Raw genomic sequence first — 23,123 nt, forward strand, 5'->3', positions numbered from 1 at the left:
CCGGTACGGCGGGTGGGCCCTCACCAAGCACCACAAGGGCGCTTTCCATTTTGCATTCAGCGTCCATCGGGCGTATCTGTTGGTCAGGATCGATACGAACACCAGATGCCAATACCAGCCGGACAGCCCGCGATGAATGACGACCGCGCCGTTGATATGCTGAACGCCCTTGCGCAAAACACCCGTTTCCGCGTTTTCCGCCTGTTGATGGAAAAAGGCAGTGCCGGCCTGCCCGCAGGCGTCATTGCCGAACAGCTCGGCGTTCCGCAAAACACCCTGTCGGCACACCTGAACATTCTGTCGAATGCCGGCCTGATCACCGCGACCCGTATGGGACGCAGCCTGATCTATTCGGTCCGTATCGACCGGACCAAGGATTTCATCGAATATCTGGTGGTGGACTGTTGCAGCGGCCATCCCGAAATCTGCTCGATTTCCGTCAGCTAGTCCACGCATACCAGCAGAAAGTCCTTTTTCCGAACCGTGGCTTGCACTTTATATTTCCATATATCTGGAATTATTGTTAAAATGCAGCCCTATGGGAAATCGGGAGAACGTTTCATGTTGAACACCCTTCACACCCTGCAGCGCCTGGGCGCTATCTGTGCCGTGGCCTGCACTTTTGGCTATGCCATACCGGCCACGGGAACTGACAGCGGCCATGTCAATATCCGCTTTTCCGGCGCCAGAAACTGGTCAGCCAACTGCAACTTCCTGAAAGACAGCGGCAAGGAGAGGGAGATTGCCCGCAGAGGCCGTGGCAACCAGTCGATCAAGGTGCTGGAAATCAGGGACATCACCAGCGGTCGCTGCACACTGAATGTTCCCGCCGGAACACAGCTGAAGGTCACCTTCACAGGCACGGGCGCCATCGCATGTCCGTTCAAAATCACAGCCCCGTGCATGCGTATCTTTACCGCAGGCGACGAACAGACATTCGGTTTCTGAAAACATCGTCATACCCGGACACACCTGCCACGGGTCAGGCGCCCCCATTCCCCATCCGCCGTTCAGCCCCGAGACGGCGGATGGGGCCCGCAAGCCCCGGCCTGTCAGCCACCGGGCCGTATCGGCCCGGCCTGCCCCTCGGCCGACGGACGTGCGGGAATGGGATCGGGTGAAGGGATCGCCGAGGCGCTCTCCATACGGCGATGAACGGCGCCGGCCGCCTCATACCAGTCCTTTGTCGCGTTGACGATCCACACAACCGACAGCATGACCGGCACCTCGATCAGGACGCCGACGACCGTGGCCAGTGCAGCGCCGGAATTGAACCCGAACAGGCTGATGGCGGCCGCCACCGCCAGCTCAAAGAAATTACTGGCACCGATCAGCGCCGACGGGCCGGCCACACAGTGCGCTTCTCCCGCCGAGCGGTTCAAAAGATAGGCAAGCCCCGAATTGAAATAGACCTGGATCAGGATCGGCACCGCCAACAGGACGATAATCATCGGTTGGGCCAGGATCTGTTCCCCCTGAAAGGCGAACAGCAGCACCAGCGTTACCAGCAGCGCGGCCAGCGACAGCGGCTGCAGCCGTTTCAGAAGCCTGTCCAGCGCTGCCTGCCCTTGCACACCGGACAGCAGGTACCGGCGGACCGCCTGCGCGATCAGCACGGGGACGACGATATACAGTCCCACGGACAGGACCAGCGTATCCCAAGGCACGATAATGGCCGACAGGCCCAGAAGCAGACCGACGATGGGCGCAAATGCCACCACCATGATCACATCGTTCAGCGCCACCTGGCTGAGGGTGAAATGGGGCTCGCCTTTGGTCAGATTGCTCCAGACGAACACCATGGCCGTGCAGGGCGCGGCGGCCAGGATGATCAGGCCGGCAATGTAGCTGTCCACCTGATCCGCCGGCAACAGGGGCCGGAACAGCCAGCCGATGAACAGCCAGCCAAGAAGCGCCATGGAAAAGGGCTTGACCGCCCAGTTGACGAAGAGGGTCACCCCGATACCGCGCCAGTGTTCTTTCACCTGTGCCAGGGCGGCGAAATCGATCTTGACCAGCATCGGAATAATCATCAGCCAGATCAACACGGCAACCGGCAGATTGACACTGGCAATCTCGGCCGCGCCCACGGCCTGGAAGGCAGCCGGAAAGAAATGTCCCAGTGCGATACCGGCGATGATGCAAAACGCGACCCAGACAGTGAGATAGCGTTCAAAGGTGGACATGGGCGCTTACTCCGGCAGGCGCGGCGGATTGCCGGCCTCAATTCCGCGCAGGAAATCCATCAGCGGTTTCGCCGCTGTCGGATCCAGCGAATAACAGACGCGCGGCCGCGCAATCTCGCCGATGATCAGGCCGGCCTCTTTCAGGATCCGCAGATGTTCGGACGTGGTGGATGCCGCCAGACCGATTTCCTCGACAATGTCACAGCCGATGCATGTCCGGCGCCTGAGCAGTGTGCGGATGATCCGGATACGCGCCGGATGGCCCAGTGCCTTGGCCAGACGGGCCAGTTTGTCATCCTCTTGCGGGTCGGGTACGGGTGTGCCCGCGCCGCTATCCCCAGTGACCGTCTGTGTCCGTGTCACCCTATTACCCCCATGCCTGCAAAAAAGTATTTCGTTAAACGGCGAAATACGAATAACAGGCATCACCGGGGCACGCAAGCCCCCTGCCCGATGCTTTCTCAATCTGCACCGGACAGGGGGACGCAATGGCATAAGCAACCGGGGGTATCCGGCGGACCCGGATAGCCGCCGGTTCCAGGCTCAGGGTGCAAGCGGCAGATAGATGTCCGTCAGCAATTCCGTCGGCGGACAGGTGCGCGGATCGTTCAGATAGTCTTCAAAACAGGGCAGATCCGCCGGATCATGCCCGCTGCCGGCCAGCCATGTGCCGTACAGATACCGGTAAGCACGCTCCAGGTCGGAATAGGGACCGGTGTGGCGTAGCACGGCAACCGGCCCGGCCGGAATGTCAACGGTATCCGCCGCCGGTCCTTCCCGGCAGGCGGCGGGCGCGAAGTCCGCCGTCACGGTTATCCCGGCAAAGGAGCGCAGATCCTTTTCAGGCAGGCCGGTTTCATCCCCGTAATAGACGGCGATATGGCGCGTCTCCCCGTCCACCAGATCACGCGGTCCGGCCCAGGCATATAGGCGGTCGAATGTGGTGCCGATGGTCTGATAATCCCCTTTGTGAGAAAAGCCTGCCAGACGCAGGGCCGGTGTCCGTGTCACGGTTACGCTGTAGGCCTGACCGTCCGGCTGCCCGCCGTCGCCGGGCGGCTCAAACGAGGGGGATGCCCCATCCGGGTCCTGCCGGCGTGCCCTGTAGGCGGCAGGCGGTTGCCCATAGGCCGAGGCAAAGGCACGGGAAAAGGCCTCCACCGATCCATAGCCCGCGCCCTTTGCAATCCGTTCCAGGGGCGCGCTGCCCTCCGACAGCCCCACCGCCGCCCTGTGCAGGCGCAACCGGCGTATCGTTTGCGCCGCCGTTTCGCCCATTTCCATGCGGTAGATACGGTGAAAATGATAGGGTGAAAAGCAGGCGACATCCGCCAGTTTTTCCAGGTCCAACGGCTTGTCCAGATTGTCCCAGATATAGGCCGCCACCCGGCCGATCCGTGTGCTGTAGCTTTCCCGCGTGTTCATGTCCGATCCTTGTCCGGTCCTCGCTGCTTGGTGATGCTGGTATGCTACCGCCATAAGCCTGATCAGACTTGCGGACTTTCATGACAGGGATAGACGCCCGCCGCAGGGTCCTGATACGCCCACCAGCAGCCCCGGTTTGGCTGACTGCGCCATCCCATATATGCCGCTGACTGGACCGTCACGGACAGCCTGACCCTCAGCGGAGCGGTTTCATGGAATGACGGCGACAACGATGCCGATGATGACGGTGATTTCGACCCTCTTTCCAATCTGGCCATTCTGCCGCTCAAAGTCTCCATCCTCGGTGGCTATCAGATCACGCCGGAATGGGACGCCAACTTCCAGGTGCTGCATATCGGCAGCCGTGACCGGTCTCTCAACGCAGGCGTCGACGTCTTTGAAATCGACGACTACACAACGGTGGATGCCGGTCTTGGCTATGACCTGCCGTGTGGACAGGTCGATCTGCAAGTGACCAATCTGCTGAACAACGACTATATCGACGCCGTTAGCCAGTCCCGTTTCGGCCTGCTGTCAAACCGCCGTTTCGGCGCCTTCGGCCGATAATTTTCCCTGACACTGACGGCGGGCTTCTAAAAAGCCGCACCTGACACGGCTTCAAGCAAGGCCTGCCCGCTCCAGAAAAGTACTGGCAAACAGAGCTTTCTTCTCGGACGTATCCAGCAAGGCCGCACGCGTCACTCGCCATGCATCGACGCGTGCATCGCCATACTGACGGCGCACCGTGACAGGATCATAATTGCCGATCTTTCCCCAATGCTGGGTATAGTCGATACCCTCCCTGTCCAAACGGGCCCAGGCACGGGTCAGAAAGGCATCTGTGTAGCGTGTTGCAACACCGTCAATATCGATCACACAGGTAGGGTCAAACCGGGTGAATTCGAGTGTCGCCCCTGTCGGCCAGACATAGCGGCAGGCGAAAACCACTGGTGCCGGCGTTCCACTGCGTTGTTCATCGATCAGAAGCTCCAACGTGCGATAAACCTGCCCAAGGGCAACGCCAATTCCGGCCCCCAGGGAATTGGTGCGCGGCGTGGTGAAATCGAACATTTCACCCCACGTGCCTGTCTTTGGCGATTTGCCTGATTCAGGTTGTGGTCTCAATTGTTTCCTGGTCAGGGCTGTAACGAGTTTAGGGGTCGTCCTGGGTACTGCATTCGTCAGGCCACCGATCGCACCCAAAAGTTCATAACCCGGACCTCTCCTCAGATCGAGCCGGTAATTGATCGGGTGTGCCGGGTCGAAATCCCGGCGGTACTGAACAGCCACCGACACCTCATCGGTGTCAAAGGGATTGATGACGGGGAGGAAAAAATAGGGCTGCTGCCCCATGGTCTGGCCCGGCAGATCAACGCCGGTGAAGTCCAGTGTATCCAGAACGGTCTTGAAAGCGTCATCAAAGGGCAGCCAGTCACGATGACGTTCCAGCATAAAAATAGGCACCGTTTTGATCATCATGCTGGCAATAAAGCCCATACCGCCCAGGCTAACCAGCACCGCGTTGAAAACCGCATCATCGCGCACCAGATCCGCCCCCAGTCGCGCGGCAAAATCATCCACTGTGGCCGGGTCACTGGCACGTTCCAGCCAGACGGAATTGTGCGGGCCGGTAATGACGTGAATACCGACCACATGATTCTGGATACCACCCTGTCCCAACGCCGAGCCATGTGTACCGGTGGCACAGGCCCCGACGATGCTTTGCCCGTTACTGGCGCCCGTGGTATTGAAAGACCGTCGGAATTTCCGTTCGATTACACGGTTTACCTGGGATATTTTTGTCCCGCACTGGACCAGAAACAGCTCCTGCCCGTCGGTGGCGTACATATCGGTACGGTCTTCCGGTTTCACATGGAATATCCAGTTTAGGTAACTGGTATCGACCATCCAATCAGGCACCACGGCAATATCGGAAAAGGACCAGCCGCCGCCGAAAGGACGGACCGCGCGCCCTCTGTTCACCGCGAGCCTTAAAAGGGTCTGAATGGCCCGCGCGGTTTTGCGGTACCCGGACAAGGATGGCGCGCGGGATTCGTTTGCAATGTCGAAATAGGCATCAATGGGCTGGCGGATATTGCGGGGCCAGTTGACCCAATCATCCAGATCCCGCGACCTGACAGTATCAGGCAAGGCACGAACAAGAGCATGATCGACAGGCATTTTTACCATCCTTAGTCGCGTGTACTACCGACTGGACTTTCGCCTGTATAACAGCGATAGCTCAGATCCAGTGGACGCACAAAGCCCAGGGTAATTACGGAAATCAGATCATATCCCAGATTGGTGCGTGCCCTGACCCTGTCCATGCCAAACCCACGGTCACAGGCTTCGGCAACCTGAGGATCCTCGACTGCCCCCCACCCCAACACCACGGCTGTCATTTCAAAGTCATGACCGCCGGGCCCAGGCTCCGGCACAGAGATCACGTAATTGGCGCAGCCTGCCACAACCATGGCAGATGCGAAGGTTAGCCACCTGAAACACACATTCATACCGCCCTCCCATTCGGGAAAATAAAAAACTCATAGCGCGAAAAATTTATTAAATTAAATCAATACGTGTTTTTTGTGCAAGCATTTTCCATGCTGCAAGGTAGATGTTCCGAGCAAACAGGCACGCATACATCGAATACGGGACAGGGTGGCAAAGCCCTGCCGGCTTCTATTCTTCCGACCATGGACTGTCGGGGTCTGTCGAAGATTTTGGAAACATCACCACACGCATGAATCAGACCGTAGACAGATAGCCTATGGTCATGCCCCATTGGCACTGGATGTGATCACGCTGTACGGATGGTGTCAGGCGATACAATATTATGACAAGGCGGTAAAAAAAGTGACGCTGCGGCAACCGGCACAGCGTCACAAAACGGTTCCGTCATTCCGCGCTGTGTGGATCAGACCTCTTCGGCGACCCGTTCTTCCAGCTGGCCCAGGCGTTCCTTGCCGAAGAACATATCATCACCGACGAAAAAGGTGGGAATGCCGAACACGCCGCGGGCCACCGCCTGTTCGGTATTCTCGGCCAGTTTTGCCTTGACGGCAGGGTCCTGGGTCCGCTCCAGCAGGTTTTGGCCGTCAAAACCGGACGCCGTCATGGCCTCTGCATAGACCGCCGGATCGTCCATTTTTTTCGGTTCTTCCCACATGTGATGCACGCCGGCCTCGACATAGTCCATCAGCCGGCCGTCGGCATCGGCGGCGATGGCACCGCGCATCAGCAGCAATGTGTTGACCGGAAAATGCGGATTGAATTTGAAGGTGTCTAGACCGTGTTTCTTGATGAAGCGTCGCATTTCCAGGCCGTCATAGTCCAGCTTCCCCTTGATCCCGGCAAAGGCCATCATGGGCGCCTGATTGCCCGTGGCCTTGAAAATACCGCCCAGAAGGCACGGAATATACCGCAGCGTCGCCCCGGTACGCTCCGCGATGCCCGGCAGAACCCGGTGCACCAGATAGGCATTGGGACTGGCAAAATCGAAAATAAAGTCCACGGTCACGGTCATGGCGGTCTCTCCCTACCAGCTTTCTTTCCAGGGTCTCAGATCCAGTTCATGCGTCCAGGCGCTGCGCTGCTGTTTGTGCAGCCATACATAATTCCGCGCGATCTCGTCCGGCGACAGAATGGCGTCATCGGCACGGGCAGTCTCCACGTCCGGCAGATTTTCACGGACGAAGGTGGAATCGATGGCACCATCAACCACCACATGGGCCACATGAATATTTTTCGGCCCCAACTCGCGCGCCATGGACTGTGCCAGGGCGCGCAGCCCGTGTTTCGCCCCGGCAAAGGCCGAATATCCCGGCCCACCGCGCATGCTGGCCGTCGCACCGGTGAAAAATATCGACCCGCGCCCCCGAGGCAGCATCACGCGCGCGGCCTCACGCCCCATGAGAAAGCCTGAAAAGCATGCCATTTCCCAGACCTTGCGGTACACGCGCGCCGTCATTTCGGTAATCGGAAAGCGGACATTGGCGCCGATATTGAAAACGGCGACTTCGACCGGCCCCGCCTCCCGCTCGGCCCTGTCGAACAGGGCGGTCACGGCATCCTCATCCCGCGCGTCGGCCGGCATGGCCACAGCAGCTCCCCCATCATCGCGAATCCGAGACGCCAGCGCTTCCAGCGCTTCCGTGTGGCGCGGCCGACGGACGATACAGGCCGTATATCCCTCCAGCGCGAAAGCCCTGGCAATGGCGCCGCCGGTATCGTCACCGGCCCCGATGACCACACAGGCCCCTTTGGATGTCATCCCCGTTCTCCCCATAACCGGCGCGGGTCACGTCTGCCCCTTTTGGTTGTCCAGGAAAACCATTATTGATTTGGTTTTTTAATGCAACTATTTTTACAACGGGATGCGGATTTGCATACTCCGCCCCCCATCGCCGGGCAGACCGGTTGTCTGACAAGGACATGTGGCATAGCGTGGTTCAATGACACGGACATCCCTGACGAAATTCAAGTGCAGCGTGGCCCAGACGCTGGAAATCATCGGCGACAAATGGACCATGCTGATCATCCGCGATGCCTTTGTCGGCGTGACGACCTTTTCCGGTTTTCAGCGCAATCTCGGTGTGGCCCGCAATGTGCTGGCGGACCGTCTGGCCCATCTTGTCGCGCATGATATCCTGGACAGAACGCCGACACGGCCCGGCATTGAGCGCCACACCTACAGCCTGACGGAAAAGGGCCGCGCCCTGTTCCCAGTGATGATCGCGATGATGCAGTGGGGCGATACCTGGATTTACGGCGCGGGGCATGAACCGGTGTGCGTGGTGGATAAGGACAGCGGCATGCCTGTCCGGCCCGTCACTGTATTGTCCGAAAAAGGCCACCCCCTCTCCCCGGACACCACGGCGTATGCCCCCGGTCAGGGCTATTGATCGTTGACAATATGAGGACTGCGCTCCCCGGACACCACGGCGTATGCCCCCGGTCAGGGGGCCCGGCGGCACGGCAAGCAAGGCGCGCGTTGAAAACGCATCCCGCGTCAAGTCCAGGTCGGGTGCATATTGCCTTATTTTTCCCGGACCCGCCGCACCGGGCTTGCAACACTCCGGCCGACATGATGATAAATCCGTCCCATGACCCTTCTGGACTGGACACTGGCCGTTTTTCTGCTGGTGCTGCTGTCGGCGGCGGCCTTTGGCGTGCCGCGCCCCGGCAGCCGCGATCCGGCACAGCGTTTCGCGGCGGGCCGCACCATGCCCTGGTATCTTCTGGGCGGATCGCTCGCGGCGACATCCCTGTCGACGGACACGCCCCTCCTGGTGTCCGGAGCACTCTATGCGGGCGGTCTGTCCGCCAACTGGTTCTGGCTGGCCAGCGCCCCCGGCGTGCTGGCAACGCCCTTCTTCTTTGCCCGCTACTGGCGACGCTCCGGCGTTTTGACAGAGGTGGAAATCCTGCTCCTGCGCTATGGCGAGAGACCGCCGACACAGGCATTCCGACTGGCCAAAGCCGTGACGGAGGGCGTGCTGATCAATATCCTTGTTCTGGCCTCCGTCATGTTCGCCGCCGCCCTCCTCATCGAACGGTTCATGGGACTGTCCTCCGCCCCGCTGATACAGGCGGGCCCTGTCGGCGTGTCGCCGGTCGATATGGCCACATTCGGCCTGATCGCCATCACCGCGGGCTATACGCTGACATCGGGTTTCCGCGCGGTGATCCGGACCGATATCATGCAGTTCACGGCGGCGATCCTGGCCAGCATCCTGCTGGCGGTGTTTGCCATGCAGGCCGCCGGCGACGATTTCGGCTCGCTCAGCAAGGCGCTGGCGGCCGTGCCCGGACGGGCGGATCTGTTCAACCTGTTTCCGGCGGCCGATGCGTCCGTTCTGCTGCTCATCGCTTTCGGATGGTGGCATATCGCCCCCGGCAATGGGCTGTTCGTACAACGCCTGGTGTCGGCCAGATCGGAAAGCGATGCGACGCTGACCGTGTTCTGCTTCACCGCCCTGCATTTCATCATCAGGGCATGGCCATGGTTCATTATCGGCGCACTGGCCCTGATCTATTTTCCCGGTCTGACCAAACCCGAGGCAGCCTATGCGCTGATGGCCGACCGGTTCATGCCGACAGGCGGCAAGGGCCTGATGGCGGCGGCACTTTGGGCCGGCTTCATGAGCACCATCGACAGCCGTCTTAACTGGGGCGCCTCCTATGTGGTCAATGACTGTTGCCAGATATTCGGCTATCGGCCCGGCCCGCGCGGCGAACGCCGGATTGAAACAGCCACCGTCCTGCTGCTGGCCGCCAGCGCCTTCTGGATCGCAAGCAGCGGCGCCGTCACCAGCATCCTCGGCATTTATCAATATGTGATGATCCTGCAGGCCGGCACGGCCTTTGCCGCCATTGCCCGGTGGTACTGGTGGCGGCTGTCCATCTGGGGGGAAATCAGCGCCCTTGTCAGCGGTATCGTGGCCGGCAACGTCATCGTCTTCATGATCGACCTGTCGAATGCCACCGAATTCGGCCTCGGCATTCTGGTCAACATGGTTGTCGGCGGAACCGTCGCGGCGTCGGTTTCATGGTTGAACACCCGAACGGGCCCGGATACGGCCTGCCGGAATTTTTACCGGCGGACACAGGTGGCAGGCCCCGGCTGGAACCGTCTGCGCGACACTGACGAAAATCCGCCCTCCGGCCTTGGGCAGACGGTTCTCTACTGGTTGTTGTCCGTGGGGCTGGTCTATGCATCGATCACCGTCGTCGCGGCCCTGCTGTCCGGCGATACGGGACGTCTGGCGTGGTCCCTGGCCGCGCTCGCGGCCTGCGCCGGCATTCTGGTCCTGCGGCGCACTGCCCTTGTGAAGGCCCTCGACTTTCGGGATGTGGCCGTCAAGCCGTTCAGGCCTGACGCAGAAAGGACAGCACCGGCAACGATGCCGCCCCCACCGCAAGACAGTCGGTCTTCGGATCGATAAGGATGTCGGGTACCGGCGCATCGATGCCGGCGAAGCTTGGCCCCGTGATGACGACCCGGCGGGCCAGTGCCTCCCGGATGGAAACGGGCAGACGCCCGGCAAAGACAATGGCTCCGGGGTCGAGAAGCGCGGTGACGGCGCTGAGCGCGGGCTCCAGAACAGCCGTTGCCTGTTCCAGCCAGTCGTCAATGGCGGTATCGCCGGCCCTTAACGCCGCGTCTATCTGTGCCGCCGTCGGCGACGCGCCCCAGCGCGCCTTCAAAAACGCATCCAGGCTTTCCTCCGACGGGCGTATGGCGGCCGCGTCCACCGGCATCAGGGCGGCCAGTTCTCCCGCATTGCCCAGTCGGCCGCGCACCAGGCGGCCGTCATGCACGAAACCGCCACCGACACCCTTTGTCATCAGGACCAGAAAAAAATCGTCCAGACCGGTGGCGACGCCACTCAGCGCCTGTCCGACCGCTGCGACGGACCCATCATTCTCCACCGTGACCGACATGTTGAATTCATCTTCAAACACCTGTCGCAGATCCGTCGCCCGCCACCCTTCGGGATCGTTACGCGAGACGACGCGGGCCGCCCCGCCGTCGAAGAAAAAACCGGACACGGAAATCCCCAAACCCAGCACAACGGATTCGTCCGGAACCTGAGGGATGGCATCGGACAGCATTTTCGCCGCCGCCGCCACCGCGTCGCCGGCCGCGTTGAACCGGCCGCGACGGCGCAGGCGAAAAATTTCCTCTCCACCCATTTCCATGGCAATACAGGTGATCCGGTCATGTTCGAACACAAGACCGAAAGAAATAAAACGTCCCGGCGCAATCGACAGCAGGATGGCCGGCTGTCCCCGCCCGCCAAAGCGGCGTTCGCCCTCAACCACATATCCACGGTCGAGAAGATCCTTGGTGATCCGGGTCAGGGACTGCGTCGACAGACCCGTTGCCCTGGCCAGGTCCACACGGCTGGCCGTTCCGGCCCGGTGGATTTCCCGCATGACCGCCACATGGCTGGGTAAAAATGCTGTTTTCGACAAAGGTTCCAAAATACAATCCACAAACTGGCCGATACGGCAAGTGGCACAGATCGCCCGGCACGAACCACCCCCTCAAATGCATGCCGCTGCGTGGAAATTCATATTAAACTCCGCAATGTGATTTACAATCGCAATTTAACAGTTTAATTCCCTTAACAAGATTTAATTGGTCGGCAGCGGCCATCCGCCTTTTGTGACTTGGGGTTTCAGGGCATGCGGACACTGATGGGCATTCTGGGGCGAGACAAAACCCTTCCTGCGGCAAACGGCCCTTTGCCATGCCTGTCGGACCGTTGCCGGACGGCGTCATACAGGGCAGCGGCCTGTCGGGCCGCGCTTCGGGATATCGTCATTCTGACGGCGAACACCGCTGCGGCAGTCCGGGCTGTCATGTTTCAGGCCGCAGCGGTCTTTAGCGTCACGGTCTGGGCCGCATCACTGCCGGCTCATGCCGATGACACACACACGTCCGGCACACCGGCACCGGTTTTCAATCTCCCGCTGGGGCTGCCGACGCTCTTGGAAACACGAACCACCGAAACCCTGGCCCCGGGCCTGAGACATCACAGAATTGTACGCCGACCGCATACTAACGGGGCATCGGGAAAAGACCCGGATTACACACATGAGAATTGTACGCATGCCTGGGCCGCCGCATCGCCCGTGCTGCACACGGCCACGGATGAAAGAACGGCGCTGGCCTGTGTACCCGGCCACTTTCCGGCCACGGATATCCGCCGTTTCCTGACCCCCGGCGATCCCGGCCGCTCCTATGGCATCGTCTATGCCGGCACCTTTGAAACGCGGGACGTGGCCCTGGCCGCCATTGCCCGCGCCCCCCTCGCGGGCTGCGGTTTCAGTGCCATCCATACGGCATTGACCCCTCATCATGCCATGGGTCCCTGGGTGGTGAATGTGCTGGAGGTAGACCCGCGGCATTTCCGGGGCCGCCTTGTCAGTGCCCTTGCCGGAAAAACGGTGGCAGGCCCCGCCCCTGTCACCGCGATCGCGGCGGACCGGCGGGCACTGGCGGCTGTGAACGGGGGATTTTTCGTCACATCCGAAGAGGATGGCGTCATCGGCGAGCCCGCGGGACTGTCCATCGTTGACAGCCGTGTCCTCAGCGAGGCCACGGCCAACCGGCCGGCCCTGGGCATCCGCAACACCCCCCGGCTGCAGGCCGCCATCGCCGTGGCATCGGCGGAACCGGTTCTGCACTGGGGAGACGGGCGCGAAAGCCCCATAGACGGCATCAACCGCCATCCCGGCATCATACGGAACTGTGGAAACAGGGGCGACCGGGAGGGCCGCATGCCGGCCCACGACAAAACCTGCCGCGACGATGACGAGATCATTGTGCTGACCCACGATGCCGGTTTTGACGTTCCCAACGGTCAGGACCACCGCCTGCTGATCGGCGCCGATGGACGGCTGGCCCCGGCAGCGCCCCCCGCCCCCGGTGAACTGCTGGTTATCGCCACAGGCCGCCACGCTGCGGAAGTACGCGCGCTGGCCGCCGCCAACGATCGCGCGGTCATCAACACCGACGCCCTCCTCGGCGATATATTCCCAGACCTGTGGACCGCCCCCGCAAATCGTGGCGCGGGCAGCCTTTATGCCGTCGGCGGCGGGCCGTTGCTTCTGAAGAATGGCATGCGCGTCCACCATGAAGGTATCGAAGGCTGGCATATGGATGCGGACATGCCGGCTGAACGGGCAATGCTCGTCCATCGCTGGTTCAATATCCGGACACCGCGCACGGCAGCCGGCATAACCCGCGACGGACGACTGCTTCTGGTGACGGTGGATGGCCGCCAGCCCGGGCACAGTGTCGGCGCCACGATCCCCGAAATACGCGGCATGATGAAAGCCCTCGGCGCTGTAGACGCGATCAATCTGGATGGCGGCGGATCAACGGCCATGGTGATTGGCGATACACTGGTGACACGCCCCTCCGACAGCGACGGCGAACGCCCCGTGGGCGAGGCTCTGCTGCTGCTGCCCCGCTGATACCCGCTTCTTGACCCCCAGGCCACAGCCCTGCTTCTGATCTCTGTCCACACCCAGCATGTCCCTGTCCCGAACCTCCTCGTTTCACTGGGCACAGGCGCTTTTCACCTGTGATTTTAAAGGGTTCCGCATGTCAGGAAAGACTGTCGCCGAAATTCTATGAATCCGTCACGAAGCTGTAGCATTCATTGATTACCAATTAATCACGCGCCGTGATTTAATTGGTAATCCACTTTAAATCCAGTATCCGCCACCATGGGCAGGCTGTCCCATTGCGGCGAAAGGCGCGGGGGGATAGTGGGCATTACAGCCAAAGGGCAGTCATATGAACATGAATATGAGAGCGGTCCGGCGATCCGCTTTGTACGCCGGGGCATCGGCACTTGTCTTTGCCGCGATGCCGGCCAAGGGCCAGGACGGCACGAACGATACGGATACCGTGGACGAAATCGTCGTCACCGGTGTAAGGGCCAGCATTCTTGAATCGCTATCGCAGAAACGCAATGAGACAGGCTTTGCCGATGCCATCAACGCCGAGGACATCGGCAAGTTTCCTGATCTGAACCTGTCCGAGTCCCTGCAACGTATTCCCGGCGTCACACTGGACCGTAACGCTGTCGGCGATGGTCAGGCCATCAATCTGCGCGGCCTGGGACCGGAATTCACACGGGTTGAAATCAACGGCATGTCCGGTACGTCCAACGGCACCGGCGGACGTTTCGGCAACAGCACCGGCAGCCGGGGCTTCAATTTTGAAATTCTGGCCTCGGAACTGTTCTCGAACGCCAAAGTTCTCAAATCAAACAATGCCAGTCAGGAGGAAGGCGGCCTTGCCGGCGTGGTTGAACTGGAAACGCCGAAAGCCCTGGACTCCGACGGTTTCAGGCTGTCGGCCCTTGGTCTTGGCAATTACAGCGAGATCAGCGAACAGGTCGACCCGCGCGGTGCCCTGCTGATCAGCAACAACTGGAACGACACATTCGGCATTTCGGCGTCGGTCTCCTTCTCGGATGTGCGCTTTCGCTCCGATACGGCGGAAGGCGGCAGCTTCCGTCCCTTCGCCCGCGCCAACACCGGCGAGCCGGCGCAGGATGACGTCCGCGCCGCCTTCAATCCGAACGGCACGCGCCTTTATCATTTCGATGAAGACCGGCAGACGGTCGGCGCCACACTGGGCCTTCAGTGGCGCCCCACCGACACATTCGAGATAACGGTCGACGGCCTGTATGGCACGCTGGACAGCGAACGCATCATCACCCGGGACGATATGCCGATCGAAAGCGGCGCGGGGGTGCCCAGCAACGTCACGATCCAGGACGGTGTCATCACGTCGGGCACCTTTACCGGCATTCAGAAACGCGTCGGCACCAACTATCTGGAGACCGACGAGGAACTTTTCCAGATTGTCGGGCGTGCCGACTGGACGCCGACAGCCAATTGGCGCATTTCCCCCTTCATCGGCTATTCCAGCCGCGAGGCGGACCGGATTTTCGATCTCTATTCCTTCCGCTATGCCGAAAACGGTGTCTTCGACATCGGCACGGTCAATTATGACATTCGCGGCGACTTTGTCGACTTCGGCTCCGATGTCACGGATTTCGGCGGCAGTCCGGAAAATTTCCTGTTCAATGTCTTTATCCTGCGGCCGTCCAACGACAAGGATACGGAACTGAACACCAAGCTTGACCTCGAACACACCTTCACCGACGGCACGCTGAGAAGCGTCCAGTTCGGCATCCGTTACGCCGACAGGGAAAAAGACCGGATCCTGACACAGGAACGTCTGCAGCGCACCGCCGGTACCGACATCACGGTCCCGCCGTCATTGGCCGCGGTCTCTGAACTGGTGGATTATCGTGTCCGTGGCAACGACCCGAACGTCCCGACGCAGATCCTGTCCGTCAATCCCGATCTGGTACGCGACGTTTTCTATCCGGGCGGTCAGGCGGTGGACGGTACCTTCATCCGGCCGCTGCCGGGCTTCGGCGCGCAGCAGTCCTACAGCATCAGCGAGGAAACCTTCAACGCCTATGTCCAGGCCAATTTCGACCTGGAACGGGCCGCCCTTGATGTGGGCCTGCGCCTTGTTCACACCGACCAGACATCAAACGGCAATACGGTGGCCAATATCTTTCAGTCGACGGAACAGATTACGCCGATTTCCGTCTCCAAAAGCTATACCGAATATCTGCCCAGCGCCAATCTGCGCTATGACCTGACGGATGAACTGGTCTTCCGTGCCGCCTACAACAAGACCCTGACCCGGCCCAGCCTGGACCAGCTGGCGCCGTCGGAAACGGTGGCCGGCATTGACGAAGGCGGCGGCACCGGTACGCGCGGCAACCCCGAACTGGACCCGTTCACCGCCGACAATTTCGATATCGGACTGGAATGGTACTTCGCCGAGGAAGGATTGCTCGCGGCCACGGTCTTCTACAAGGATATCGACGGCTTCATCGATACGGAAACCTTCACCGAGGACCGGACCTTCCCGCGTCAGGCCGACGGCGTGCTGGTGACCGGACCGATCCTGTTCACACAACCGGTCAACGGCGTCGCCGCGGAGATCACCGGCCTTGAGATCGCGGCGCAGGCACGCTTTACCTTTCTGCCTGGGGCCCTGGCCAATTTCGGCGGGATCGTCAATTACACCTTCACGGACAGCAGCGCCGATTTCGCGGCGGAAGACGATGTGCGCAGCCAGGGACTGCCCGGCCTGTCAGAGAACAGCTTCAACGCCGTTCTGTATTATGATGACGGCCGGCTGGACGCCCGTCTGGCCTATGCCTGGCGCGACCGCTATCTGGCCCAGTTCGCCGACGATTTCGGTGTGCCGCGCTTCACGGATGCCTTCGGTCAGTTGGACCTCAGCGCCAGCTATCGGATCACCGACCGGCTGATCGTTCAGCTTCAGGCCCTCAATCTGACCAGGGAACAGTTCGTCAACCAGTCCACCGACCGCTTCCTGCCCTACGGCGTCGCCGAACTGGACCGGCGTTTCCTGTTTGGACTGCGCTACACATTTTAAGGGGCAGGCACTTTACATTTCCCGCAGCCCGCAGGAGGGGGGCGCAGCCTGTGCGCGCCCCTCCATTTTTTAGCCGTTTACACAGCAAGAAAGGAGCCCGCCACTCAGGGGACGACCGGGTCGGAGCCACCTATTGGGTGTTACATCCGGGCCTTATCCGGCGGGTTATTCATCTGGGGGCATAAACGGCCAGATAATCGGGCATGTTGGCTTCCAGGCGGGCAATGCGTTTGTCATCCGTCGGATGGGTGGACAAAAAGGCGGGCGGGCCGCCATTGCCGTCCTTCATGGTCTGCATACGCCGCCAGAGATCAACGGCACGGCGCGGATCGTAACCGGCCTTGGCCATGTATATCGTACCGACATGATCGGCTTCCAGTTCCATCGCACGGCCATGCGGCAACATGACAAAACCCTGTGCCGCCAGCGTGCCGAGCGTCATGGCCAACTGGGTCGACTGGCCGTCCCCGGTGGCGGCACCCACCGCGAGACCGGCGGCGGCCAGAACCGTATTGGTCAACTGGCCCCGGCTGACCTGCTCGGCCCCGTGCCGCAGCACCGCATGGGCGATTTCATGTCCGATGACGGCGGCCAGCATGTCGTCCTCGGGGAAGGTGTCGACCATTTTCTTGTAGATGGCCACCTTGCCCCCCGGCAATGCCCAGGCATTCAGTACCGGCTCGTCGATGACGACGAATTCCCAGTTGAAATCGGGCCGGTCGGATATGGCGGCGATGCGGGCACCAATGCGTTGTACCCGCCGTGCGTCCGGGCCGGTGGTGCGCACGGGTGCTTCCGACTTGACCTGATTCATCGCCTCCAGCCCCAGGGCATCATCCTGCGCCGGGGGAATGGTGATGAACTGCGAACGCCCCGTCACTTCATTCGTGGTCACGCAGGCCGCTGCCAGCCACGCCATGATCCCGACAAGAGCAAAGCGTTTCACCATCATCATTGCGTCGTCTCCCTGTATGTCCCGCGCCCCTGCTCCGGCCATATCGGAGCGAATGACAAACCACAGCCTAAACAAAAAACCGGCGCCCCGAAAGCGGGACGCCGGTTTCAATATCAATCAGCCGCGACAGGCGGCAGGACGTCAGTAATCGCCCTTGGGCTCAACCACCTGACGGCCACGGTACATACCGGTTTTCAGGTCCACATGGTGGCGCAGCTTGTATTCGCCGGTGTGGCTGTCTTCCTGATAATTCACGGACTGCAGTGCATCGTGCGACCGGCGCATGTTGCGGCGGGACCGCGTGACTTTCCGCTTGGGTACTGCCATTTGACTATCCTTCAATCCTTCTTGTCCGGATCCTTATCATCACGGCGTCAACGCCGGTCCGGACATTTGTCGGAGCCTGCACAAAATACAGCCTCCCTGATTCGAGGCGCGAAACATAAGGTCAGGCCGCGGGAAAATCAAGGCAAAGATACACCGCGCCTGCCATCACGGCAATTTACCGCAGCGGCATATGCCGGGCCAGCCCGCGTTCCGGACCGGTGCGGCCTTCCCTGACCGGCCAAAAACCGCTATGGCATGCCTACCGTCAGTTGACAAAGGGGGGATGATCATCATGCGCATATATTCCATCGGCTTGATCCGTAAAGCGTTCACGCGCACCATGGGCACAGCCCTTTTGACGGGTCTGTTCCTGATCCTGTCACCCCTGGCAAACGCGGCGGAGACCCCTTTCATCTGGTGGCCGGAGGCCGATTATGATCCGGCGGTGCCGACGCTGGAACAGGTCGTCGGCCATGAAACCGGGACCAAAATCTCGTGGCATGCACAAATTGTCGCTTATTTCCGCGCGTTGGAGGCCTATGCCCCTGACCGGGTGAAGCTGTTTTCCTACGGGAAGACGTGGGAAGGCCGCGAGCTGATTTATGCCGCCATCACATCGCCGGCCAATATGGCACGGCTGGACGATATCAGGGCGGGGATGAAGGCTTTGGCGGACCCACGCGTGACCGACGCGGCACGCGCCCGTACCCTGACCGGCGACCTGCCGGCCATCGTCTGGCTGGCTTACAGCGTCCACGGGAACGAGATTTCACCATCGGACGCGGCAATGCAGACGGCCTATCACCTGCTGGCGGCACGCGGAGATGACCGCGTGGCCGGCATGCTGGACAACACCGTCGTCATCATCAACCCGCTTCAGAATCCGGACGGGCGCGACCGCTTCATCCACCGGTTTGAGACAACACTGGGGCTGGAACCCGACAGCGACCCCCTGTCGGCCGAACACAATGAACCCTGGCCGAATGGGCGCACCAATCACTATCTGTTCGATATGAACCGGGACTGGATCATTCTGACCCAGCCCGAAACCCGGGGCCATGTCGCCGCCCTGCAGGACTGGTATCCGCAGGTCTTCGTCGACCTGCATGAAATGGGCGGCAACAGCACCTACTATTTCGCCCCCGAGGCGGTTCCCTACAATCCCCATCTGGCGCAAAATCAGCGCGACAGCCTGTTCCTGTTCGGGCGCACCAATGCCAAATGGTTCGACCGCTTCGGCTTTGACTATTTCACCCGCGATATCTTCGATGCCTTCTATCCCGGCTACGGTGCCAGCTGGCCGGCCTATTACGGCGCCATTTCCATGACATACGAACAGGCGTCCTCGCGCGGGCTGCTTTTCCGCCGGAACGACGGCAGCGAATTCGACTACCGATCCACGGTGCGACAGCATTTCGTCGCCTCGCTCGCCACAATCGAGACGACGGCCACCAACCGGCAGAAGCTGCTGGACGATTTTTACGACTTTCAGGTGACCGCGATCGAGGAAGGCAGAAACGACCGCACACAGCGGACCTATCTCTTTCCCGGTACCCGCGACCGGGCCGGCACGCGCAAACTGATGGGCATACTGGCCGAACAGGGGATCGAAATCAGCCGGGCGGAGGCGGAATTCCGGGCCTGCGGACAGTCTTATCCCGCCGGGACACATGTCATCGACACCGCCCAGCCGCGCAAACGCATGATCCGCACCCTGCTGGACCGGCAGATCGATATGGAGGCGGATTTCGTCCGTATTCAGGAAGCCCGGCGTGCGCGCGACCTGCCCCATGACATTTACGATGTCACCGGCTGGTCCCTGCCTGTCATGTTCAATGTGGACATGGAGACCTGCGGACGGCCGGTCACCACCGGACTGGTCCCTGTGACCATGGACCGTATCGCCACCGGCACCCTCAGCAATCCCGAAGCCAGCGTCGCCTTTCTCAGCCCCTGGGGCGATATGGCGGCGGGCCGCCTGCTGGCCGCGGCCCTGCGCGCGGAACTGACGGTGAAAACCCACGATGAAGGGTTCAACCATCAGGGCCGTGTCTGGCCGGCCGGCACACTGATTTTCGATGTGGCGGACAATGCGGCGGACCTTGGCGCCACACTGACGGCACTGGCCGCCGAGACCGGCGCCGAGATTGTCGGCGTGTCATCCAGCTGGGTTGACAGCGGCAAGGATTTCGGCAGCCGCGCCGTCCGCACGGTCCCCCGCATCAGGGTCGCGATGGCCTGGGATGACCCCACATCGTCCTATGCTGCCGGCAATACCCGTTTCGTACTGGAGCGGCAAATCGGGTACCCCGTCACCGCTATACGGACGGACGCCCTGAAAACCGCCGACCTGACGCGGTATCATGTGCTGATCCTGCCGGGAGAAGGGTTCGGCGGGTCCTACATGGACACATTGGGCGAAACGGGTGCCGCAACGCTGAAGGACTGGGTTCGGCGTGGCGGGGTGCTGGTCGGCACTCATACGGCCCTGCGCTATCTGACCCACGAAAAAATCAAACTGCTGTCGACGGCCCGCGAAAACCAGCCGCGTGGCGACGAGGCTGCGGGCACATCGGGCGACGAAAAAAGCCGGGTGGCCGCCACCATCATCAACAGCAGGGATGACATGAGGGCCCTGCTGACCCCTGCGACCGAACTGCCCGACAGCCTGCCCGGCGTGCTGGTACATGCCAATGTGGACGGCGACCACTGGCTGGGCGCTGGCGTCGCCCCGACCTTGAGCGTGCTGGCACGCGGACGCGACATCTATGCGCCCGTCGCCATGGACAAGGCACGCACCGTGGCCTGGTTTGCCGGTGCGGACGACCTGTTGGCCAGCGGCTATATCTGGCAGGAAAACCGTGAGCAGATGGCCTACAAACCCTTTGCCCTGGTGGAATCCGCAGGTCGCGGCTATGTCATCGGCTTTACCCAGGATCCGACGGTCCGCGCCTATCTGGACGGGTTGAACGTCATTCTGGCGAATGCGGTATTCCGCGGTGCCGCCCATGCCCGTCCCGTTCGATAGACAGGGGGCAGGATCATGACGCGCATCCTGTTTTACCTGCGGGACTATCCCGACACACCCTGGCGCGATGCCCTGTGCGCCGAGGACCCCGGTATCCGCTTTCACGCCTATCCCGACTGGGGCACGGCGGACGACGGCCCGGCCTATGCCCTGGTATGGGAGCCGGAACCCGGTCTGATTGCCCGCTTCCCCAACATCCGGGCGGTTTTTTCCATGGGAGCCGGGGTCGATCATCTGACACGCGATGACAGTCTGCCCGCGGATCTGCCCATCATACGCATGGGCGACAGCGGGTTGCAGGAAGGCATGCGTGAATATGTCACCTGGGCCGTTCTGCACCACCACAGGCAAATGCCTCAATTCGCTGCACAGCAAAGGACCCGCAAGTGGGCCCGGCTTTTTTCCAGACCGGCGGCAAGCGTTCAGGTCGGCATCATGGGCTACGGTCATCTGGGCCGGACCGTGGCAGATGCCCTTGCCCCCTTCGGCTACCGCCTCGCCGCCTGGTCGCGCACGCCCAAGGACACACCCGGCGTTACCCATTATACGGGGCTGGAGGATTTGCCGTCCTTCCTGTCAACAACCGACATCCTCGTGGCATTGCTGCCCGAAACGGCGGCAACCCACCATCTGTTGAACGCAGAGCGCCTCAGCCTCCTGCCGACGGGCGCCTCGGTCGTCAATGCCGGACGCGGCGGACTGATCGACCTGGACGCCTTGACGGCCGCGCTTGCCGGGGGGCGGTTGGCGGGTGCCACACTGGATGTGACGGACCCGGAACCCCTGCCCGCCGACCATCCGGCCTGGGACTGTCCCAACCTGACCATCACGCCCCACGTGGCCGCCATTACCCGGCCGGACACGGCCGCGCGCTTCATCACCGAACAGATCGCGCGGCTGGAACGGGGCGAGCCGGCGGAAACCGGCCTGGACCGCAGCCGCGGCTATTGAAGGCAGCCGGATATTCAGGCGATACCGGTGGCAAACGCGGGGCGGCCGGGGGACAGACGATCCGAAATGCGCGGACCACGAAACATCCCGATACGGCAAAAGGCCGGGCCTTTCGACTTTTCTTTCGCCATGGCCGCCCCTATATAAGCGCGAACCCTGCAGCCCCGCCAATACCCTATCGGCACAGGATGCGGTGGTGCGGACAAATCCCGCGCAGACATGCCCGGATATTGTAGAGGACCCTTTTCCATATGGCCTATTTGTCCGTTGTCACCGGTCTGGTCCTTTTGATCATTGCGGGGGATATTCTTGTACGGGGCTCCGTGTCTCTGGCCCGGCGGCTGGGCATACCGACTCTTGTCATCGGATTGACCATCGTGGCTTTCGGTACCTCGGCACCGGAACTGGTGGTGGGGGTCAAAGCCGTACTGGCGGATGCACCGACCCTGGCTCTCGGCAATGTGGTCGGCTCCAATATCGCCAATATTCTTCTGGTCATTGGCACCCCGGCCCTGATCCTGCCCATCAGCTGTTCCGTTCCCCGGTTGGGGCGGAACATCGCCATCATGCTGGCGGCCAGCGTGCTGATGATCGCCGTGGCGATGACCGGCACCATCACGTGGCACGCCGGCGCGGTCTTTGTCGCACTGCTTGGCTGTTTTCTCGGATATTCGGCTCTACGGGCCCGTACACGGCCCGAGGCGGTCGACCCCTTGCAGGAATTCGACGGCGGCGCGACCAAGCCTGACAGCGTCCCAATGGCCACGCTGCTGCTTCTGGGCGGCCTGGTGGGGCTGGCGGTGGGCGCCGATCTTCTGGTCGGCGGCTCGGTCGATATCGCCACCGCCTTCGGCGTGTCGGAGGCAGTGATCGGTCTGACGCTGGTGGCCCTTGGCACCAGTCTGCCGGAATTGGCCACGGCGGTCGCCGCCTCGTGGAAGGGCCACGGCGATGTGGCGGTCGGAAATGTGGTCGGCTCCAACATTTTCAACATTCTGGGCATTGTCGGCGTGTCTTCGCTTGTAGGCGATCTGCCCGTGCCCGCGGGGTTCACCCGGGTCGATCTTTGGATCATGCTGGGAACATCGCTGATGCTGGTCCCCTTTTACCGCATGCGCAAAAAGGTGGGCCGGAAGACCGGCGCCGTTTTCATTACACTGTACGGCGCATACATTCTGTATCTTGCCGACACCGGGGCGACGCAACCTGCCCTCGGCTAGACGGGAAAGAACA

At 61.3% G+C, this 23,123-nt stretch carries 20 protein-coding genes; 10 read left to right on the plus strand and 10 right to left on the minus strand.

Annotated elements, in window-relative coordinates:
• The first annotated feature begins 132 nt into the window (after nucleotides 1-132).
• Entirely contained in the window at nucleotides 133-447 is a 315-nt protein-coding gene (locus tag BXY39_RS02260; protein WP_121937203.1) for an ArsR/SmtB family transcription factor, read from the plus strand.
• Nucleotides 448-561: 114 nt separating this feature from the next.
• Nucleotides 562-948: a hypothetical protein gene (locus tag BXY39_RS02265; protein WP_121937204.1), complete on the plus strand. Its 387-nt coding sequence runs from the start codon at nucleotides 562-564 to the stop codon at nucleotides 946-948.
• Nucleotides 949-1,052: 104 nt separating this feature from the next.
• Here BXY39_RS02265 and arsB read toward each other — a convergent pair whose 3' ends face one another.
• The 3 genes from arsB to BXY39_RS02280 all read right to left on the minus strand — a co-directional run bounded on the left by arsB (nucleotide 1,053) and on the right by BXY39_RS02280 (nucleotide 3,611).
• Entirely contained in the window at nucleotides 1,053-2,186 is a 1,134-nt protein-coding gene (gene arsB, locus BXY39_RS02270; RefSeq protein WP_121937205.1) for an ACR3 family arsenite efflux transporter, read from the minus strand.
• 6 nt (nucleotides 2,187-2,192) lie between these two features.
• Nucleotides 2,193-2,549, minus strand: coding sequence for an ArsR/SmtB family transcription factor (locus BXY39_RS02275; RefSeq protein ID WP_211332038.1), 357 nt, complete (start codon nucleotides 2,547-2,549; stop codon nucleotides 2,193-2,195).
• Between the two features lie 180 nt (nucleotides 2,550-2,729).
• The gene (locus BXY39_RS02280) at nucleotides 2,730-3,611 is read right to left on the minus strand and encodes an AraC family transcriptional regulator (protein ID WP_121937207.1); all 882 of its coding nucleotides are present in this window, start codon (nucleotides 3,609-3,611) and stop codon (nucleotides 2,730-2,732) included.
• A 156-nt stretch (nucleotides 3,612-3,767) separates the two neighbouring features.
• Between BXY39_RS02280 and BXY39_RS02285 the strand changes: the two genes are divergently transcribed.
• Nucleotides 3,768-4,178 carry a TonB-dependent receptor domain-containing protein gene (locus tag BXY39_RS02285; RefSeq protein WP_281269993.1) on the plus strand — a complete coding sequence of 137 codons (411 nt, stop codon included), beginning with the start codon at nucleotides 3,768-3,770 and terminating at the stop codon, nucleotides 4,176-4,178.
• A 51-nt stretch (nucleotides 4,179-4,229) separates the two neighbouring features.
• Here BXY39_RS02285 and BXY39_RS02290 read toward each other — a convergent pair whose 3' ends face one another.
• The 4 genes from BXY39_RS02290 to BXY39_RS02305 all read right to left on the minus strand — a co-directional run bounded on the left by BXY39_RS02290 (nucleotide 4,230) and on the right by BXY39_RS02305 (nucleotide 7,884).
• Nucleotides 4,230-5,792: an FAD-binding protein gene (locus BXY39_RS02290; protein WP_170163563.1), complete on the minus strand. Its 1,563-nt coding sequence runs from the start codon at nucleotides 5,790-5,792 to the stop codon at nucleotides 4,230-4,232.
• 11 nt (nucleotides 5,793-5,803) lie between these two features.
• Nucleotides 5,804-6,013: a hypothetical protein gene (locus BXY39_RS02295; protein ID WP_147453440.1), complete on the minus strand. Its 210-nt coding sequence runs from the start codon at nucleotides 6,011-6,013 to the stop codon at nucleotides 5,804-5,806.
• Between the two features lie 515 nt (nucleotides 6,014-6,528).
• Nucleotides 6,529-7,137 carry a 2-hydroxychromene-2-carboxylate isomerase gene (locus BXY39_RS02300; protein ID WP_121937211.1) on the minus strand — a complete coding sequence of 203 codons (609 nt, stop codon included), beginning with the start codon at nucleotides 7,135-7,137 and terminating at the stop codon, nucleotides 6,529-6,531.
• Nucleotides 7,138-7,149: 12 nt separating this feature from the next.
• Nucleotides 7,150-7,884, minus strand: coding sequence for an SDR family oxidoreductase (locus BXY39_RS02305; RefSeq protein ID WP_121937212.1), 735 nt, complete (start codon nucleotides 7,882-7,884; stop codon nucleotides 7,150-7,152).
• Nucleotides 7,885-8,065: 181 nt separating this feature from the next.
• Between BXY39_RS02305 and BXY39_RS02310 the strand changes: the two genes are divergently transcribed.
• The gene (locus tag BXY39_RS02310) at nucleotides 8,066-8,515 is read left to right on the plus strand and encodes a winged helix-turn-helix transcriptional regulator (protein ID WP_121937213.1); all 450 of its coding nucleotides are present in this window, start codon (nucleotides 8,066-8,068) and stop codon (nucleotides 8,513-8,515) included.
• A 201-nt stretch (nucleotides 8,516-8,716) separates the two neighbouring features.
• Entirely contained in the window at nucleotides 8,717-10,558 is a 1,842-nt protein-coding gene (locus BXY39_RS02315; protein WP_121937214.1) for a sodium:solute symporter family transporter, read from the plus strand.
• Here the strand turns inward: BXY39_RS02315 and BXY39_RS02320 are convergent.
• Nucleotides 10,482-11,600: an ROK family transcriptional regulator gene (locus tag BXY39_RS02320; RefSeq protein WP_147453441.1), complete on the minus strand. Its 1,119-nt coding sequence runs from the start codon at nucleotides 11,598-11,600 to the stop codon at nucleotides 10,482-10,484. The two genes, BXY39_RS02315 and BXY39_RS02320, sit on opposite strands and share 77 nt — an antisense overlap.
• Nucleotides 11,601-11,804: 204 nt before the next feature.
• On the opposite strand from BXY39_RS02320, the gene BXY39_RS02325 reads away from it, so the two are divergent.
• Both BXY39_RS02325 and BXY39_RS02330 read left to right on the plus strand, forming a co-directional pair.
• Nucleotides 11,805-13,601 (plus strand): phosphodiester glycosidase family protein, encoded by a 1,797-nt coding sequence (locus tag BXY39_RS02325; RefSeq protein WP_121937216.1) that lies wholly within the window; start codon nucleotides 11,805-11,807, stop codon nucleotides 13,599-13,601.
• A gap of 325 nt (nucleotides 13,602-13,926) precedes the next feature.
• The gene (locus tag BXY39_RS02330; protein WP_121937217.1) at nucleotides 13,927-16,629 is read left to right on the plus strand and encodes a TonB-dependent receptor; all 2,703 of its coding nucleotides are present in this window, start codon (nucleotides 13,927-13,929) and stop codon (nucleotides 16,627-16,629) included.
• 169 nt (nucleotides 16,630-16,798) lie between these two features.
• Here BXY39_RS02330 and BXY39_RS02335 read toward each other — a convergent pair whose 3' ends face one another.
• Both BXY39_RS02335 and rpmF read right to left on the minus strand, forming a co-directional pair.
• Nucleotides 16,799-17,584, minus strand: coding sequence for a M48 family metallopeptidase (locus BXY39_RS02335; protein ID WP_170163564.1), 786 nt, complete (start codon nucleotides 17,582-17,584; stop codon nucleotides 16,799-16,801).
• Nucleotides 17,585-17,725: 141 nt separating this feature from the next.
• Nucleotides 17,726-17,911 (minus strand): 50S ribosomal protein L32, encoded by a 186-nt coding sequence (rpmF, locus tag BXY39_RS02340; RefSeq protein ID WP_121937219.1) that lies wholly within the window; start codon nucleotides 17,909-17,911, stop codon nucleotides 17,726-17,728.
• Between the two features lie 292 nt (nucleotides 17,912-18,203).
• Here rpmF and BXY39_RS02345 point away from each other — a divergent pair, with 292 nt between their 5' ends.
• From BXY39_RS02345 to BXY39_RS02355, 3 genes are all read left to right on the plus strand, one after another.
• The gene (locus BXY39_RS02345) at nucleotides 18,204-20,939 is read left to right on the plus strand and encodes a M14 metallopeptidase family protein (protein WP_211332039.1); all 2,736 of its coding nucleotides are present in this window, start codon (nucleotides 18,204-18,206) and stop codon (nucleotides 20,937-20,939) included.
• 15 nt (nucleotides 20,940-20,954) lie between these two features.
• On the plus strand, nucleotides 20,955-21,890 hold the full coding sequence (locus tag BXY39_RS02350; RefSeq protein WP_121937220.1) for a 2-hydroxyacid dehydrogenase: 936 nt from the start codon (nucleotides 20,955-20,957) through the stop codon (nucleotides 21,888-21,890).
• Nucleotides 21,891-22,141: 251 nt separating this feature from the next.
• Nucleotides 22,142-23,110 (plus strand): calcium/sodium antiporter, encoded by a 969-nt coding sequence (locus BXY39_RS02355; RefSeq protein ID WP_121937221.1) that lies wholly within the window; start codon nucleotides 22,142-22,144, stop codon nucleotides 23,108-23,110.
• Nucleotides 23,111-23,123: the final 13 nt, after the last annotated feature.

The organism is Eilatimonas milleporae (genome assembly GCF_003688555.1).
Taxonomy (GTDB): Bacteria; Pseudomonadota; Alphaproteobacteria; order Sphingomonadales; family Kordiimonadaceae; genus Eilatimonas; species Eilatimonas milleporae.

What these genes read in the sequence shown, in the direction of transcription:
- BXY39_RS02310 (WP_121937213.1), top strand. Translation starts at nt 8,066, where the DNA reads ATGACACGGACATCCCTGACGAAATTCAAGTGCAGCGTGGCCCAGACG.
- arsB (WP_121937205.1), bottom strand. Translation starts at nt 2,186, where the DNA reads ATGTCCACCTTTGAACGCTATCTCACTGTCTGGGTCGCGTTTTGCATC.
- BXY39_RS02325 (WP_121937216.1), top strand. Translation starts at nt 11,805, where the DNA reads ATGCGGACACTGATGGGCATTCTGGGGCGAGACAAAACCCTTCCTGCG.
- BXY39_RS02305 (WP_121937212.1), bottom strand. Translation starts at nt 7,884, where the DNA reads ATGACATCCAAAGGGGCCTGTGTGGTCATCGGGGCCGGTGACGATACC.
- BXY39_RS02280 (WP_121937207.1), bottom strand. Translation starts at nt 3,611, where the DNA reads ATGAACACGCGGGAAAGCTACAGCACACGGATCGGCCGGGTGGCGGCC.
- BXY39_RS02300 (WP_121937211.1), bottom strand. Translation starts at nt 7,137, where the DNA reads ATGACCGTGACCGTGGACTTTATTTTCGATTTTGCCAGTCCCAATGCC.
- BXY39_RS02355 (WP_121937221.1), top strand. Translation starts at nt 22,142, where the DNA reads ATGGCCTATTTGTCCGTTGTCACCGGTCTGGTCCTTTTGATCATTGCG.
- BXY39_RS02350 (WP_121937220.1), top strand. Translation starts at nt 20,955, where the DNA reads ATGACGCGCATCCTGTTTTACCTGCGGGACTATCCCGACACACCCTGG.
- BXY39_RS02335 (WP_170163564.1), bottom strand. Translation starts at nt 17,584, where the DNA reads ATGATGATGGTGAAACGCTTTGCTCTTGTCGGGATCATGGCGTGGCTG.
- BXY39_RS02290 (WP_170163563.1), bottom strand. Translation starts at nt 5,792, where the DNA reads ATGCCTGTCGATCATGCTCTTGTTCGTGCCTTGCCTGATACTGTCAGG.
- BXY39_RS02295 (WP_147453440.1), bottom strand. Translation starts at nt 6,013, where the DNA reads ATGACAGCCGTGGTGTTGGGGTGGGGGGCAGTCGAGGATCCTCAGGTT.
- BXY39_RS02330 (WP_121937217.1), top strand. Translation starts at nt 13,927, where the DNA reads ATGAACATGAATATGAGAGCGGTCCGGCGATCCGCTTTGTACGCCGGG.
- BXY39_RS02315 (WP_121937214.1), top strand. Translation starts at nt 8,717, where the DNA reads ATGACCCTTCTGGACTGGACACTGGCCGTTTTTCTGCTGGTGCTGCTG.
- BXY39_RS02345 (WP_211332039.1), top strand. Translation starts at nt 18,204, where the DNA reads ATGCGCATATATTCCATCGGCTTGATCCGTAAAGCGTTCACGCGCACC.
- rpmF (WP_121937219.1), bottom strand. Translation starts at nt 17,911, where the DNA reads ATGGCAGTACCCAAGCGGAAAGTCACGCGGTCCCGCCGCAACATGCGC.
- BXY39_RS02265 (WP_121937204.1), top strand. Translation starts at nt 562, where the DNA reads ATGTTGAACACCCTTCACACCCTGCAGCGCCTGGGCGCTATCTGTGCC.
- BXY39_RS02260 (WP_121937203.1), top strand. Translation starts at nt 133, where the DNA reads ATGAATGACGACCGCGCCGTTGATATGCTGAACGCCCTTGCGCAAAAC.